Here is a 13,399-nt window from a genome sequence, read left to right as displayed (position 1 = left end):
TGGCCGGTGTCACCCTCCCCTCGTTGTGCAACTAGTTGCATAAACGCTCCGCGGTCCTCTACAACTACGTCAGGCAAGACACCGCGCACGGAGGGCCCCGATGAGCCGTTACCCGCACCTGCTGAACCCGCTCGACCTGGGCTTCACCACGCTGCCCAACCGCGTCCTCATGGGCTCCATGCACGTGGGCCTGGAGGAGGCCGAGCGCGGCTTCGAGCGCATGGCCGCCTTCTACGCGGAGCGGGCGCGCGGGGGAGTGGGGCTGATCGTCACCGGCGGTATCGCGCCCAACGACGAGGGACGGCCGTACGAGGGCGGCGCCAAGCTCACCACCGAGGCGGAGGCCGAGCAGCACCGGATCATCACCGACGCCGTGCACCGCGAGGGCGGCCGGATCGCGATGCAGATCCTGCACTTCGGCCGGTACGCCTACCACCAGGACCTCGTCGCCCCGAGCCCGCTCCAGGCGCCGATCAGCCCCTTCCCGCCCCGCGAGCTCACCGACGCCGAGGTCGAGCGGACCATCGACGACTACGCGCGTGCCGCCCGCCTCGCCCGGCAGGCCGGGTACGACGGCGTGGAGATCATGGGCTCCGAGGGCTACCTCATCAACGAGTTCATCGCCGCGCAGACCAACCAGCGCACCGACCGCTGGGGCGGCTCGTACGAGAACCGCATGCGTTTCCCGGTGGAGATCGTCCGACGCGTGCGCGAGGCCGTCGGCGAGGACTTCATCATCGTCTACCGGCTGTCCATGCTGGACCTCGTGCCCGGCGGATCGACCCTCGGCGAGGTGATCACACTCGCCAGGGCCGTCGAGGCCGCCGGAGCGACGATCATCAACACCGGCATCGGCTGGCACGAGGCGCGCATCCCGACCATCGCCACCTCCGTGCCGCGCGGCGCCTACACCTGGGTCACCAAGCGGCTGATGGGCGAGGTGTCGGTCCCGCTCGTCACCACCAACCGCATCAACACCCCGGAGCTGGCCGAGGAGTTGCTGGCGGACGGCTGCGCGGACATGGTCTCGATGGCCCGCCCGATGCTCGCCGACCCCGACTTCGTCGCCAAGGCCGCCGCCGGGAAGCCGGAGGCGATCAACACCTGCATCGGCTGCAACCAGGCCTGCCTCGACCACACCTTCAGCGGCAAGATCACGTCCTGCCTGGTCAACCCGCGCGCCTGCCACGAGACCGAGCTGACCCTGTCCCCGACCCGGCTGCGCAAGCGCGTCGCCGTCGTGGGCGCCGGACCCGCCGGCCTGGCCTGTGCAGTCAGCGCGGCCGAACGCGGCCACGACGTCACGCTGTTCGACGCCGCGAGCGAGATCGGCGGCCAGCTGAACGTCGCCCGCAAGGTCCCTGGCAAGCAGGAGTTCGACGAGACGCTGCGCTACTTCCGCCACCAGCTCGACTGGCAGGGCGTGGACGTACGGCTGAACACCTGGGTGTCGGCCGAGGACCTCGCCGCCTACGACGAGGTGGTGGTCGCCACCGGCGTCTCCCCGCGCACCCCGGACATCCCCGGCGTCGACCACCCGAGCGTCGTGGGCTACCTCGACGTCCTGCGCGACGGCGCCCCCGTGGGCGAGCGCGTCGCCGTCCTCGGCGCGGGCGGCATCGGCTTCGACGTCGCCGAGTTCCTCACCGACGGCGGCGACAAGGCGAGCGAGGACCCGGCGACGTACTTCCGCCAGTGGGGCGTCGACATGGACTACACCGGCCCCGGCGGCCTCGCCGCCCCCGAGCGCCCCGCCCCGCCCCGCACCGTCCACCTGCTCCAGCGCAAGCCCACCAAGGTCGGCGCGGGCCTCGGCAAGACCACCGGCTGGATCCACCGCACCGAGCTCAAGCACCGGGGCGTCACCATGATCCCGGGCGTGCGCTACGACCGGATCGACGACGCCGGACTGCACGTCACCGTCGGCGAGGAGAGCACGGTCCTCCCGGTCGACACCATCGTGCTGTGCACCGGGCAGGAGCCGCGCCGCGACCTGTATGAGGCGCTGCTCGCCGCGGGCCACAGCGCGCACCTCATCGGCGGTGCCGACGTGGCCGCCGAACTGGACGCCAAGCGGGCCATCAAGCAGGGCACGGAGCTGGCGGCGAGCCTCTAGCGACCGTCCGGGCACTGCGGAGGCCCCAAGGGCCGTACCTAGGATGAGCCCATGTCACTCCCGCACGCGATCCTCACCGCCCTGGTCGAGAAGCCGTCCTCGGGCCTGGAGCTGACCCGTCGCTTCGACAGGTCGATCGGGTACTTCTGGTCGGCGACGCATCAGCAGATCTATCGCGAGCTGGGAAAACTGGAGGCCGAGGGTTTCATCCGCACCCTGCCGGCCGAGCAGCCGGCCCGCGGGCAGAAGAAGAGCTACGAGGTTCTGCCCGCGGGCCGTGCCGAACTGGCCCGCTGGACCGCCGCGTCCCAGGACCCGCGGCCGCACCGCGACACCCTGCTGCTGCGGATGCGTGCCGCGGCCGTCGTGGGGACCGAGGGCATCGAAGCCGATCTCCGACGCCATCTCGACCTCCACCGACGGCAGTTGGCCGAGTACGAGGAGATCGAGAAGCGCGACTTCCCGCCCGGCAAGGACAGCTCCCAGGACCGGTTGCGGCACCTGGTGCTGCGGGCCGGTATCGATCTGGAGACCTTCTGGACGCAGTGGCTCACACGCGCGCTGGAGGAGTTCGCGGAGCTGCCGGGACGCGACACGGCGTGAGTTGAGGTGCCCTCAGGGGCGGTGTAGGGCCGAGGCGCGCCCTCAGAGCCGGTACGGCTTCGACTTGCGGCGCAGGAACCAGGCCGTGGCCAGGACCCCCGCACCCACCAGGACGCCGCCGCCCACCAGCGTGAGCGTGCCGTAGTCCTTCGAGCCGCCGCCCATGCCGCCCATGACGCCGCGCGACGGCGAGGCGGTGGTGGAGATCGTGCGGGTGGGGGAGGGGCCGGAGACGATGACCGACTGGGTTCCCGCCGTCGTGCCGTTGGAGCACACGACGATGACCGTGTACGTGCCCGGGCCCACGCCCGACCAGGCCGCCGACTGCAAGGCGCTCGTCCCCGACAGGGAGACCTGGCGCCCCTGCGCGAAGTTCGCCTGGCGGCTGGTGAGCAGGGAAGCGGTACCCCAACTGCCGTTGACGTTGCTGCACGCGGTGGTCGTGACGGAGACCGTGGACCCGGTGGTGCTCACGGAGATCCCCGAGACCGCGGCGGCCGGACCGGCGGCCACGACGAAGGGAAGAGAGGCGGCTGCCACGGTCAGGCCCGAGCGGAGGAATAGCGATGAATTGCGCATGGAATGCCCTCCGGCGGCACGGTTGGCGGTACATCCGTAGCGCCGCCGAGGGTCGGGAACGCCCGTGCTGCCTCAGGGGCAGCCAATGCGCCCCGGGTGCGGTCCGCATGCCGACCGCACCCGGACAGGTGACACGCTGCTGCATGCGGGGGACACCGGACCCGATTCAGTCCTGCGCGCCGGTCGTGACCGTCCGCTCCGCCGAGAAGCCGCCCCAGGTGCCGTCCGGTAGCCTGCCCCGGATCCGGACCCGGTGGCCGACCCCGGAGTCCGGGCCCAGGTAGAAGCTGTACGTGGCCCGCCCGCGCGGCGCCGTTCCGCCGTACACCAGCGAGGTGGCCGTACGGCCGTCGAGATGGACCTCGTACTCCGTGACGATGCCGTCCGTGTGTGGCGGAACCCAGCTCAGGTCGAGGTAGTACGCCCCGTCCGTCCGATGGGTGGTCGCCCGGAAGGCGGTCGGCGCGGTGCCGTGGCCGTCGTCGGTACCGGCCGTGGTGATGCGGACGGCCGCCGTGGCCGGTGAGACATTGTCGGCCGCGTCGCGGGCCCGGACGGTGAATGAGTAGCGGGTGCCCGGCCTGAGCCCCATGACCACGGTCGCCGTCTGGTTGCCGCCCACACTGTGGATCTTCGTGTCGCCCTGATGTATGTCGTACGACACCACGTCCCGGTCGTCCGTGGCCTTCGACCACGACAGTTGGACCGCCCGGCTGCCGACCGCCCGGCCGGTGGCCCGCCCCGGGCGCGTAGGAGCCGAGTGGTCGGCGGCCACGGCCGTCGGGGTCGTGGCCCGGACCTGTGTGCTCGGCGGTCCGAGACGCCCGTCCGTGTCACGGGCCCGCACGGTGAACGCATACATGGTGGCGGGTTTGAGCATGGTGACATCCACCATGTGTGCGGAGCCCGGCACTTCCTTGACCTTCGTGGCACCCCGATACACCTCGTAGACGCCAATGCCTTGGTCCGTGGCGACCGCGTTCCACATGACGTGCACGCTGGTCGCACTGCCCGCGGCGGCCGTGACCCCCGTCGGTGCCCCGGGCGGCCGGCCGCCGTCCCCGTCCGGGTCGACCCACGTGCAGGACGAGAGCACTGCGAGCACGGCCACCGCTGTGCAGAGGGCGGATACCAGTACGAGAACGCGTCGCACGACTCTGCCTCCCGGGGGCGGTCTCGTGGCAAGGGCCCAGAGCATTCGTCCAGAGCAATGGTCCGGACCAATATGGCGCGGCTGGCGCGGTCACATCAAGAGGGCGGTCATGGGTGAGCCATCCGGAGCGTTACGTATGCTGAAGCTCCTCACGGCTGAACTCGCCATGAATGCGGGGGAGTTCATGCCGCGTGCGCGGGACGCTGTCGTCGCTGGACCCGCGCCGGACGCGGGTGGCCGGGGAGTCGGGCCCGTCACGGACCCAGACCCCCGGCCCCTGACCGAAGTTCGGGGACCCCCGTCGTGTCGCCGGGGTGCGCACCGTACGGACCCACTGATGGCAACATGATCGGAATGACACCAATTTGGGCTGATTATTTGCCAATGCCCGATCGGTGGCCGTCAGTGTCCCTGCCGAGAGGGTTCGTTATCGTGCGTTTCCAGTCGCTGACGCTTGTCGCGGCAGGCGCCGCTCTGCTCGCCCCGACGATGCCCACCGCACCACCCGCAGCGGACGAAGGGCCCGAGGTGCGCCAAGAGTCCGACAGTGACGTCAGCGCCGCTGACCTGCTGTCCAAGGTGCGCACCTGTGACCCTGTTTCCCACGGCCGTTACCGGAGCGACAGTCGGGCGCCCGCGAACATCCCGGTCTGCGGGGCGCGCGGTGCGGTGTTCTGGAAGGCGGACATGGACATCGACTGCGACGGGCGGCCCACCCGCCACTGCAACCGCCGTACGGATCCCTACTTTTCCGCCGCGACGGCCTTTCAGCAGTCCGACGGCCGCCATCTGAACGCCGAGCGCATCCCGTACATCGTCGTGCCCACCCCGAGCGCCATCTGGGACCACGGTGCCCACGGTATCCACGGCGGCTCGATCGCGGCCGTCGTGTACCGGGGCCGCGTGCGGTACGCGGTCGTCGGCGACGTCGGCCCGTACGACATCCTCGGTGAGGCGTCGTACGCCACCGCCAAGGCCCTTGGCATCCCGCCGGATCCGCGCAGCGGCGGCACGGCCTCCGGCGTCACCTACATCGTCTTCAAGGACACGCGGGTGACGCCCGTCGAGGACGCGGCGACCGTCACGAGGACCGGGGAACAGCTGGCGAGGGACTTCGTGAGCGGCAGGCCGCACGGCCAGTCCCGCACGTCGGAGGGCAAGCCGTACGGCGATTCACGCAACGATTCGTACGGAGATTCGTACGGCAAGTGAGGAGGCGTCAGACCGCCGACCAGCCGTCGTCTACCGGCAGGATCACGCCGTTGATGTTGCTCGCCGCGTCCGAGGCGAGGAACACGATGGCCGCCGCCTGCTCCTCGGGCTGAGCCACCCTGCCGAGGTTGACGAAGTGCGGGCCGAGGGCGGCCGGTCCGTGGGCGTCCTGTGCGGCGTCCACGACTATGCCGGTCTGCGTGCCGCCCGGGGCGATGGCGTTCGCCCGGATTCCCTGCTTGCGGTACATCACCGCCAGGGACTTCGTCAGCCCCACCACACCGTGCTTCGACGCCGTGTACGCGGCGCCCGCCGCGCTGCCGCGCAGGCCGGCCTCGGACGCCGTGTTCACGATGGCACCCCGGCCCGCCTGGAGCATGTGCGGCAGCACCGCCCGGGTGAGCAGGAAGGGGGCGGTCAGGTTGACCCGTATGACCCGCTCCCACTCGGCGTCGCTCACCTCCGCCAGCGCGGACATGCGGTCCATGATCCCGGCGTTGTTGACCAGGACGTCCACGCCGCCGAAGCGCTCGACGGCGGTCTGGACCACCTGGTCGACGACGCCCTGCTCACTCAGGTCCCCGATGACGGCGACCGCGCCGCCGCCCGTCTGCTCGATCTCCTTGACGACCGCCTCCGCGCCCTCGGCGTTCAGGTCCGCCACCACGACCCGGGCGCCCTCCCTGGCGAAGGCCAGCGCGGCCGCGCGCCCGATGCCCGAGCCCGCTCCGGTGACGATGACGCTGCGCCCGTCCAGTCCGCCGCTCATCTAGTGCTCCCATCCGTGTGTCCGAGGGGCGGCGTGTCGCATGCGCCCGGGGGACTCACCCTACGACTTAATGTCTCTGAGCGACATAAACTCGTCGGTCAGAACGTCGGGGAGAATTCCGGGAGAGCGATCAGCGTCGGCCGGAGGACAACATGACCGCAGCCCGTGAACGCACGAGCCGACCCACGAGCCGGGCTGCGAGCGGGCCTACCGGACGACCGCCCCTGACCGAGGAGCGCAAGGCCGAGATCCGGCTGGAGATCGCGCGGGCCGCCGTGGATCTGTTCGTCACTCAGGGCGTGGCGGCGACCACGGGCGAGCAGATCGGAGCTGCGGTCGGTGTCTCCTCGCGGACCGTGTGGCGCTACTTCCCGAGCAAGGAGAGCTGTGTACGGCCGCTGTTCTCGGCCGGCATCGACCTCATCGTCGGCTGTCTGCGGCAGTGGGGCCCCGAGCAGCCCCTCGAGGAACTCCTCGACCGCGCACTGGCGGACGAGGACAACCTGCTCGCCGGCCCCGACCGGGCGACCGTAGTGGCACTGGTACGGCTGACCCGCACCGAGCCCGGCCTACGAGCCGTCTGGCTCCAGACGTACGACGAGGCCGAACCGGCGTTCGCTCGCGTCCTCGCCGAACGGGCCGGGCTCCCCGCCGACGACCTGCGGCCCACGATCCGGGCGGCGATGTTCAACGCGGCCCTGCGCGCGGCGGTCGAGCACTACGCCTGGAGCACCGCCGACGCCCACCCCGACCGGACGACGGCCCAGACCCGGCTGACGGCGACGCTGCGTTCGGCGCTGGCAGTGGCGGCGGAGGGGGTCGGGTAGGGCGGCCCTCGGGGACGGTGGGGCCGGGCGTCAGCGGCCCCACCGGTCACACCCTCGAGGATCGGCAGCCAGGGCCCCGGGAGGTGCCGCCCGGAAGCCCGGAGGCAAAGCGCAGACGCAGACGCAGACGCAGACGCAGACGCAGCCGCAGGCGCCTGCGTCTCATGTCTTCCGGTACGCGTACGCCTCCGTGGCCGCGGCCTCAACCGCCGCCAGATCGGCGCCTGTTGCCGCCGTGACGACCGCGGCCACCGCGCCCTCGACGAACGGGGCGTCCACCAGGCGCGTGCCGTCCGGGAGTTCGTCGCCCTCGGCGAGAAGGGCCTTCACGGTGAGGACAGCGCTGCCCAGGTCCGTGAGGACCGCGACCCCGGCGCCGCGGTCCACGGAGGCCGCCGCCGCGGCGATCAGTTCGGCGCTGGTACCGAGCCCGCCGCCCTCGGTGCCGCCCGCCGGGGCCACCGGCACCGCCGTCCCGCCGCCCGCGAGCCCTCGCGCCAGCTCGGCCACCGAAGCGGCGACCTCTGCGCTGTGCGAGACGAGCACGATGCCGACGAGACGCTCACTCACCTTCCCGTCACTCTCGTTACTCACCGTGCGCCTCCGCCAGCCCCGCGATGAGCAGCGCCGAGGACGTGGCACCGGGATCCTGGTGCCCGATACTGCGCTCCCCGAGATAGCTCGCCCGTCCCTTGCGGGCCTGCAACGGCGTCGTCGCCAGGGCGCCCTCCTCCGCGGCGGCCCGGGCCGCGGTGAAACCGTCGCCGAGCGCGTCCACGGCCGGCACCAGCGCGTCGATCATGGTCTTGTCGCCCGGCGCCGCGCCACCGAGCGTCATGACCGCGTCCACTCCCGCCCGCAGTGCCTGAGCGAACTGATCCTCGCTCACCTCGCTCGCTTCCCCGAGGGCCTTGCCGGTCCGGCGCAGCAGGGTCCCGTACAGCGGCCCCGACGCCCCGCCGACCGTCGAGATGAGCTGCCGCCCGGCGAGCGTCAGGACCGCACCGGGCGTCTGCGGGGCCTCCTTCTCCAGCTCCGCGGCCACGGCGGTGAACCCGCGCTGCAGATTGCTGCCGTGGTCGGCGTCCCCGATGGGTGAGTCGAGAGCGGTGAGCCGTTCCGCCTCACGGTCGACGGAGGCGGCGGTCGCCGTCATCCAGCGGCGGAAGAAATCGGCGTCGAGCACAGGATCTCCTTGCGTGACAGGTGCGTTGCGGATGTCCGGTTCCGGATCACGGACTCTGATCATGGACTCTGATCACAGACCCTGGTCACATACCCCACCGCAGCCCCGGCGTCTTCACAGGCGCGTTCCACAGTCGCAGCAGCTCCTCGTCGACCTGGCACAGGGTGACGGAGGCGCCGGCCATGTCGAGCGAGGTGACATAGTTCCCCACGAGGGTGTGGGCGACGGCCACACCGCGCTCGGCGAGCACCCGCTGGACCTCGGCGTTGAAGCCGTACAGCTCCAACAGCGGTGTCCCGCCCATGCCGTTGACCAGGACGAGGACGGGGTTGCGCGGGCTCATGCCGTCCAGGATGGCGCCCACGGCGACGTCGGCGATCTCGCCCGACGTCATCATCGCCCGCCGCTCCCGGCCGGGCTCGCCGTGGATGCCGATGCCCAACTCCAGCTCGCCGGGCGGCAGATCGAAGGTGGGGCTGCCCTTGGCGGGCGTGGTGCAGGCGCTGAGAGCGACGCCGAAGCTGCGGGCGTTCTCGTTGACCTGACGCCCGATCGCCTCGACCCGCTCCAGCGGCTGCCCCTCGTCCGCCGCCGCACCGGCGATCTTCTCGACGAACAATGTCGCGCCCGTGCCGCGCCGCCCGGCCGTGTAGAGGCTGTCGGTCACCGCCACGTCGTCGTTGACCAGCACCTTCGCGATCTGGATGCCCTCGTCCTCGGCGAGCTCGGCGGCCATGTCGAAGTTGAGGACGTCACCCGTGTAGTTCTTGACGATGAACAGCACACCTGCCCCGCTGTCCACGGCGGCCGCGGCCCGCACCATCTGATCGGGCACCGGCGACGTGAAAACCTCGCCCGGACAGGCTGCCGACAACATCCCCGGCCCCACGAATCCACCGTGCAGCGGCTCATGCCCCGACCCGCCGCCGGAGACGAGGCCGACCTTCCCTGCCACGGGGGCGTCCCGCCGGACGATCACCCGCTTGTCCACATCGATGACCAGGTCGGGATGGGCGGCCGCCATCCCGCGCAACGCGTCTGCGACCACGGTCTCCGCTACGTTGATCAGCATCTTCATGGGATACCTCCTAGTGACGTTAACAGACGGGCTGACAGCCTGCATTTTTGCAGGTCAGGATGGGTGACGTTGGTTGTCGATCTTGGCGGCCCCGGGCGGTCGGAAGAGGGTTCCGGCGGTACCGACGGCTGGCCCAATGCTGACTCCGGTGACGGGGCGTCGGTTTCGTGGGGTGATCGGTGGTGGGTTGATGAGATGGCCCCTGTTGGCAGTATCGACCTTGCCGATGTGAAGGTCACGCGCCGCGGATACTCGTGGAGGCGATCGACATCCTCTCTGCGTACACGCGAGGCGATGAGCTTCCGGAGCCGTCCCGCCGGGTGGACGAGCCAGGTGATGCCGAGCAAGGCGCGGAGGTGGTCCAGGCGGGCCCCGCGCAGGTCACGCCGAATCCTGTAGCAGCGCCCGCATTCGCTCCCTACAGTCATCGCATGGCCACCGAGGACGAGAACCCGAGCCGGCCCGACATCGCCGCGATGCTCACCGACCAGACCCGCGCCTGTGAGGCGGCACGCGAGGCCATCGCCGCCGGCGGCAGGGTAGTGGTCTGGGACAACGAGGCGCCCCACTGGATGGTCGCCGGCATCGCTGCGACGAGGCTGAGACGGTCGTTGAAAATCGGCCTGACGACCCTCGGCCTCGACGAGACCGTTGAGATCCTGGGTCAACACCGTGGCAAGCAGTTGCGCACCGGCATCATCGACGCAGCAGACCGGTCGTGGCACTTCACGCTGTACCTCAACGCCACCGGGACCGAGCTCTTGGCGTGCAGCGGCGTCAAACGCGAGCGACCTTCGCAGGAGGACGGTCAGCAGCTCCAGCTGTAGAGGCCGCCACCCGTGTTCACCGCAGACGCCGCGAGCCGGGCAACTCCCTGAAGCACCGCCAGTAGATCATCGTCGGTCATGTCGTCCCCCGTCCTCGGACCAGAGCCGCGTTCTCCAGCGACCTGCGAGTTCTTCGAGTTCGGCGGAGCTCGCGTCGGCCGGCGCCCGGGTCAGCCGCTTCGGCAGAGCCAACACCTCAACGCCATCGTTCAAGGGGGCGGTGACCCACTCCGGCCAGGCACGCCCAAGGAGCTGCTCAACCGGCGGAGCCTCGGCCGAAGGCTCCTCGAAGTACATGTCCCACTCGGCGATGGCACTGTCCGGCTCGATAAAACGGCAGGTCACAGACTCAAGGGCCGCACCAGGTCCCGTAGCCGCGTCGCAGCGGCGGTCTCGTCGTCGGGCGCGAGGAAGAACACTATGTCGCGGGCCATCTGCGCATGGTGGCAGCCGGCGAGCTGACGCGGGTGATCGTTCGCGAGGGCAGTATCCGCCTTGCGGAAGAGAAGGTCACGTGCACGGATGATCTCGGGCGTGCCCGGTGCTCTCCTGACCGCGGGAGTCGCCGGGTATGCCTCGTACGGCGACGGGATGGCATGGACCCGCGCTCCGTGGTGAGGTGATGCGGAGAGGTGGATCCACGGGTGACGGGAGCAGCCTGGGCATGGCGGGCATGGACGAGTTCATCGGACGGCTGAACCCTGACATGTGTGTGGTCACGGCCGCGGCGGGCGGCGAACGGGCCGGTTGTCTGGTCGGCTTCGCCTCGCAGTGCTCCATGCGGCCGGTGCGGTTCGTGGTGTGGCTGTCGGAGGTCAACCACACCTTCCGGGTGGCACGGTCCGCGCAGGTCCTGGCCGTGCACTTGCTGGCCCGCGAACAGCATGCCCTGGCCGAGCTGTTCGGCGGGCACACCGGCGACCAGGAGGACAAGTTCCGGGACGTCCCCTGGCGGTCGGGGCACGGCGGGGCCGTCGTTCTTCAGGACGCGCCGGCCTGGTTCGTCGGCCGGATCGTCACGCGCGTCGGCGGCGGTGACCACATCGGCTTCGTCCTCGACCCGGTCGAGTGGGGCGAACACGGGGCGTACGACGGCCCGCTGCTGCGCCTCGAGGACGCCCTTACGATCTCGCCCGGTCACCCGGTGGACTGACCGAACCGCCCGGGGCGTACTGAGTAGGAGAACTCATGTGCGCCAGGACGTGAGCGGGCACGCTTCGGGCATGACGAGTGGCAGAGGTGCGCTGACGGTTCTCCATCTCCTCCTGGTCTGGGCGACGATGGCGGTCACGATGCCGACGCTCGGATTCGGGTTGCTGGTGTCGGGGTGGGGTGGTGGGGCCGGGGCGGCGGCGGCGGTCTTCGCGTTGGGTGTGCCGCTGACGGTGGGTCTGCTGGCCACGGCGGGCATGCCGGTGCGGACAGTGGTGCCGCTGTGCAGCTCCGTGCCCCGGCGGTTCGGCTGGGCGGCCCTGGTCTTCGCCCTCGGCACGCTCGGCGTCCTGGCGGGTCTGGCCGCCTACGGCGGGGAAGTCGACCTGGGGAGCGCCGGCACGCGGGTGGCGCTGACGGGAGTGCCGTACGCCGTGGCCGCGGCGTTCTTCGTGCCGAGCCAATGGGTGCGGCTGGGGGCGGTGGCCGTGCTGGCGGCCGGAGTGGTCTACGGGGGCTTCGTCGGCCCGGCGCAGGCGGAGCAGCGCCGGCACGCGGCGGAGGTCGCGCGGTACCGGGAGCGTCCGGAGCTGCTGTACTTGGGCGATGCCCCGCCGGGGATGCGGCTGGACCGTGCCGTGGTCGGGCCCGCCTACTTCGGCGTCGACTACCGCCCCGCCGCGCCGGACGAGAGCGGGTACATGGGCCTGACGGTACGCTCGCCGCTCACGCCGGCACCGCGATGCCCCGAGTTCATGGCGAAGAACGAGACCTGCACGGTGGACGCGCACGGAGAGATGCGGATGATCCGCAACCTCCCCGGTGGCATCCGCGACATCACCCTCGTCCGCCGCCACCGCGACGCGGAGGTGCAGGTCACGAGCCAGTACCTCGACGAACCCGGTCTGCGCCGTCTCCTGAACACGCTCCATCCGCTGTCGGACCCGGAGCTGGAAAATCTGATGCGGGAGAAGATGATCTCCCAGGGCTTCTGAGCTGCGCTTACCTCGGGCCGCCAGGTGGCCGACTCTCCGCAAGCGGATGGAGCCGGCTGCGGCCCAGCAGCGTTGAGCGGCGGCGTCAGGAGGCAGGCCTGGGGTCGATCCACAACGCCTCGGAGACGGCGCACAGTTCGCCCTCGGCCGTGGCGAGCGCCACGCCCATCGTGTGCTTGCGGCCGGATTCCGACACCAGCCACGCGTACGAGATATGCGGCTCACCCGCGGCGACCGGCCGAAGAACCCTGCCGGTGAGGCTTGCGGTGACCGCGCCCGGGCGCTGGGTGCCGAGGAAGCGGCCCGCCCAGTTTCCCGGGCAGTCCAGGGCGCCCCAGACCAGGTGGGGCGGGAGCAGGCCGTCCGGGTCGGCGAAGGCGCGGGACGGGGTCCAGGCGGAAGCGACCAGGCCGAGATCCGGCACCGGGGCGCAGTACACCCGCAGGCCGCGGTCGGCGGGACGCAGGCCACAGCCGAAGCAGTCGACCACACCCGACGGCGGCGCCGCCCGGAACCTCTCGGCCGCGGCGGCCGCCTGGTCCCAGGAGGGCGCGGCCGGTGCGTCGAGCGGCAACTCGGCGGGGCGCGCCGCGGCCAGGGGCCGCTCGGCCTCGCCCAACTCCACGCCCCCGCCCGCCGTTTCGGCGATCCGCACGGGCACCTCGACCGGCACCGGCCCACGGAAGTCCACCCGTACCGACCGCGCCCCGGACCTCTCCGCCAGCACGCCGGCCACGTACCCGCCGAAGGCCACCTGGGGGTAGCCGGAGTACAGCTCGGGCACCACGATCGCGTCACTCGTCGTCATGATCCCCACTTCACCACACGTCAGTTCATCCGGACTTCATCCGGGTGGCTCGCGGCGAAAGCGTGCTCCGACCGCCCCGGCGCGGAGGCTCGGA

General features: G+C 71.1%; 14 protein-coding genes. 7 read left to right on the top strand and 7 right to left on the bottom strand.

All coding sequences use genetic code 11. From position 1 onward, the window contains the following. Positions 1 to 100: 100 nt before the first annotated feature. The gene (locus ABIE67_RS04935; protein ID WP_370253679.1) at positions 101 to 2,116 is read left to right on the top strand and encodes an FAD-dependent oxidoreductase; all 2,016 of its coding nucleotides are present in this window, start codon (positions 101 to 103) and stop codon (positions 2,114 to 2,116) included. A gap of 51 nt (positions 2,117 to 2,167) precedes the next feature. Next, positions 2,168 to 2,719, top strand: a complete 552-nt coding sequence (locus ABIE67_RS04930) for a PadR family transcriptional regulator (protein ID WP_370253675.1) — start codon at positions 2,168 to 2,170, stop codon at positions 2,717 to 2,719. A gap of 42 nt (positions 2,720 to 2,761) precedes the next feature. On the opposite strand, the gene ABIE67_RS04925 is transcribed toward ABIE67_RS04930, so the two are convergent. Then, the gene (locus ABIE67_RS04925) at positions 2,762 to 3,298 is read right to left on the bottom strand and encodes a hypothetical protein (RefSeq protein ID WP_370253670.1); all 537 of its coding nucleotides are present in this window, start codon (positions 3,296 to 3,298) and stop codon (positions 2,762 to 2,764) included. A 166-nt stretch (positions 3,299 to 3,464) separates the two neighbouring features. Further along, the gene (locus ABIE67_RS04920) at positions 3,465 to 4,451 is read right to left on the bottom strand and encodes a fibronectin type III domain-containing protein (protein ID WP_370253666.1); all 987 of its coding nucleotides are present in this window, start codon (positions 4,449 to 4,451) and stop codon (positions 3,465 to 3,467) included. A gap of 432 nt (positions 4,452 to 4,883) precedes the next feature. Between ABIE67_RS04920 and ABIE67_RS04915 the strand changes: the two genes are divergently transcribed. Beyond that, entirely contained in the window at positions 4,884 to 5,663 is a 780-nt protein-coding gene (locus tag ABIE67_RS04915; protein ID WP_370253662.1) for a glycoside hydrolase family 75 protein, read from the top strand. A gap of 7 nt (positions 5,664 to 5,670) precedes the next feature. Here ABIE67_RS04915 and ABIE67_RS04910 read toward each other — a convergent pair whose 3' ends face one another. Beyond that, complete coding sequence (locus ABIE67_RS04910) at positions 5,671 to 6,432, bottom strand: SDR family NAD(P)-dependent oxidoreductase (protein WP_370253658.1); 762 nt, start codon at positions 6,430 to 6,432, stop codon at positions 5,671 to 5,673. A 152-nt stretch (positions 6,433 to 6,584) separates the two neighbouring features. Here ABIE67_RS04910 and ABIE67_RS04905 point away from each other — a divergent pair, with 152 nt between their 5' ends. Then, positions 6,585 to 7,259 carry a TetR/AcrR family transcriptional regulator gene (locus ABIE67_RS04905; RefSeq protein WP_370253653.1) on the top strand — a complete coding sequence of 225 codons (675 nt, stop codon included), beginning with the start codon at positions 6,585 to 6,587 and terminating at the stop codon, positions 7,257 to 7,259. Between the two features lie 162 nt (positions 7,260 to 7,421). Here ABIE67_RS04905 and ABIE67_RS04900 read toward each other — a convergent pair whose 3' ends face one another. The 3 genes from ABIE67_RS04900 to dhaK all read right to left on the bottom strand — a co-directional run bounded on the left by ABIE67_RS04900 (position 7,422) and on the right by dhaK (position 9,523). After that, on the bottom strand, positions 7,422 to 7,853 hold the full coding sequence (locus ABIE67_RS04900; protein ID WP_370253649.1) for a PTS-dependent dihydroxyacetone kinase phosphotransferase subunit DhaM: 432 nt from the start codon (positions 7,851 to 7,853) through the stop codon (positions 7,422 to 7,424). Further along, positions 7,846 to 8,445 carry a dihydroxyacetone kinase subunit DhaL gene (dhaL, locus tag ABIE67_RS04895; RefSeq protein ID WP_370253644.1) on the bottom strand — a complete coding sequence of 200 codons (600 nt, stop codon included), beginning with the start codon at positions 8,443 to 8,445 and terminating at the stop codon, positions 7,846 to 7,848. The genes ABIE67_RS04900 and dhaL overlap by 8 nt, the downstream gene beginning before the upstream one ends. An 85-nt stretch (positions 8,446 to 8,530) precedes the next feature. After that, positions 8,531 to 9,523 carry a dihydroxyacetone kinase subunit DhaK gene (gene dhaK / locus ABIE67_RS04890; RefSeq protein WP_370253640.1) on the bottom strand — a complete coding sequence of 331 codons (993 nt, stop codon included), beginning with the start codon at positions 9,521 to 9,523 and terminating at the stop codon, positions 8,531 to 8,533. Positions 9,524 to 9,954: 431 nt separating this feature from the next. On the opposite strand from dhaK, the gene ABIE67_RS04885 reads away from it, so the two are divergent. The 3 genes from ABIE67_RS04885 (at position 9,955) to ABIE67_RS04875 (ending at position 12,497) form a co-directional block, all read left to right on the top strand. Next, a complete protein-coding gene (locus ABIE67_RS04885) occupies positions 9,955 to 10,350 on the top strand; it encodes a hypothetical protein (RefSeq protein WP_370253636.1) in 396 nt (131 codons plus the stop codon). Positions 10,351 to 11,014: 664 nt separating this feature from the next. Beyond that, positions 11,015 to 11,503 (top strand): flavin reductase family protein, encoded by a 489-nt coding sequence (locus ABIE67_RS04880; RefSeq protein WP_370253631.1) that lies wholly within the window; start codon positions 11,015 to 11,017, stop codon positions 11,501 to 11,503. 70 nt (positions 11,504 to 11,573) lie between these two features. Next, on the top strand, positions 11,574 to 12,497 hold the full coding sequence (locus ABIE67_RS04875) for a hypothetical protein (protein WP_370253628.1): 924 nt from the start codon (positions 11,574 to 11,576) through the stop codon (positions 12,495 to 12,497). Positions 12,498 to 12,582: 85 nt separating this feature from the next. On the opposite strand, the gene ABIE67_RS04870 is transcribed toward ABIE67_RS04875, so the two are convergent. Next, positions 12,583 to 13,305, bottom strand: a complete 723-nt coding sequence (locus ABIE67_RS04870) for a hypothetical protein (RefSeq protein WP_370253623.1) — start codon at positions 13,303 to 13,305, stop codon at positions 12,583 to 12,585. Positions 13,306 to 13,399: the final 94 nt, after the last annotated feature.

Origin of the sequence: Streptomyces sp. V4I8, assembly GCF_041261225.1 — a bacterium.
Classification (GTDB): domain Bacteria; phylum Actinomycetota; class Actinomycetes; order Streptomycetales; family Streptomycetaceae; genus Streptomyces.
Note: the sequence above shows the minus strand (reverse complement) of the source record. Positions and strands in the feature narration are given on the sequence as shown.